Annotated in this window: 2 pseudogenes; both read left to right on the forward strand. The window is 56.2% G+C overall.

The annotated features are described in order from the left end of the window. A pseudogene (locus FDX01_RS23415) lies at positions 1 to 1,033 on the forward strand (NUDIX hydrolase); the annotation flags it as partial. Positions 1,034 to 1,048: 15 nt separating this feature from the next. After that, a pseudogene (locus tag FDX01_RS23420) lies at positions 1,049 to 1,547 on the forward strand (hypothetical protein); the annotation flags it as partial.

A 1,547-nucleotide genomic window follows, 5' to 3' on the forward strand; every position in this document is an offset into this window, starting at 1 on the left:
AAAACGTGTTATCGGCACCCTGACCAACAGTTGGGTTGCAGATAATGGCGAGGTGTGGGCGATTGCCCGCGTGTATGACGCCGAAGCCGCCGAAATGATGGCTACCCGGCAGTTAAGCACCTCACCAACCGTCACGTTCAGTGAACCGCAGAACGCAATCATCAAAATCGACGGTCAGCCTCTATTGGTGGAAGACTCCCCGGTGTTGCTGGACCACGTTGCAATTTGTGAACAAGGCGTCTGGGACAAGCTCCTCGACCCTACCGGTGTTAAATCTGATTCCATTCCAAACGAGGCTGAGAAGATGGACGAAGCAAAATTCGTAGAGCTATTCAATAAGTGCATGGATGCTCGCATGGCTAAGGCCGACGAAGAAAAAGCTGCCAAAGAAAAGGCTGACGCCGAAGAGGCAGTAAAGAAAGAGAAGGCTGATGCGGAAGCGAAAGAGGCCGAAGAGGCTAAAGCTAAAGCGGATTCCGAAGAAAAGGCTGCGAAGGAAAAAGCTGACGCTGAGGCCAAAGAAAAGGCCGATGCCGACGCTAAAGAAGCGGAAGAGAATGCAGCAAAAGAAAAAGCTGATGCCGATATCCGCCGCGAGCTTGCCGAACTGAAATCACGCATTCCTACCGAGCTTTCCGATGCTGAGCGCAATGAAGTTGCCGACGCGCAGGTTAAAGCAGACAGCGTGTTCTCTGCTTTTGGTAAGCGCGCCCCCGCGCCTCTGTCAGGCGAAAAACCCCTGTCGTACCGTCGCCGCCTGCTGGTGCAGTTGCAGGAGCATTCACCTGATTTCAAATCGGTGGATCTGTCCTCGATCGCTGACGCTGCGCTGCTCGGTTTCGCTGAGAAGCAGATTTACGCTGATGCGCAGTCTGCCGCAAGCCTGACCGTTGGCCCAGGCATGTTGCGCGAAATTAAACGCGCCGATGCAACCGGACGTCAAATCAGTACCTTTGAAGGCGATCCGGCGGCAACGTGGGCACCTTTCCAGTCTGGCAAACGCCAGGTAACCAGCTTCAACAACCAGGCTTAACGGGAGCTATAAAGCATGGCTAATTTATCTCTTAACCCGATGCAGACCACCAACGCGGCGGGTTCATTCGGCGTTCAGTCGGACGGCTACATTCAGGGCGTGGCTCTGGATGACCCGGCCAACCGATTTAACCTGGCTGCTGGCACTGTGGCCGCAAGCGAAACCAAACCTCTGTGGGGTGGTCTGCCGGTTGCTGAGTTGCTCCCCGGCACCCAGTCAAGTCCTCGCGGTTCCAGCATCCGCCGCGCTGTTTCTGTGGCTGAGCTTGAGGGCTTCACCGTCTTTAACCAGGCGCACAACGGCCTGACCACGCCGCAGTCTCCGGTACCGCTTTACGCGTCTGGCATGAGCGTTTCTTACTATCGCCTTGGCTCCAATATGCGCGTACCCCTGAAAGCGTCTGCGCAGGTGGTGGCGCTGGGAACCTCCGGGGCATCGGTGAAAACTCCGCTGGCCTGGGATTTCGTCAACAACCAGATCACCACTGCTGCCGCAGCGGGCTTTGCTGGCGCTG

This window comes from Citrobacter sp. wls613, from assembly GCF_005281195.1.
Taxonomy (GTDB): Bacteria; Pseudomonadota; Gammaproteobacteria; order Enterobacterales; family Enterobacteriaceae; genus Citrobacter; species Citrobacter gillenii.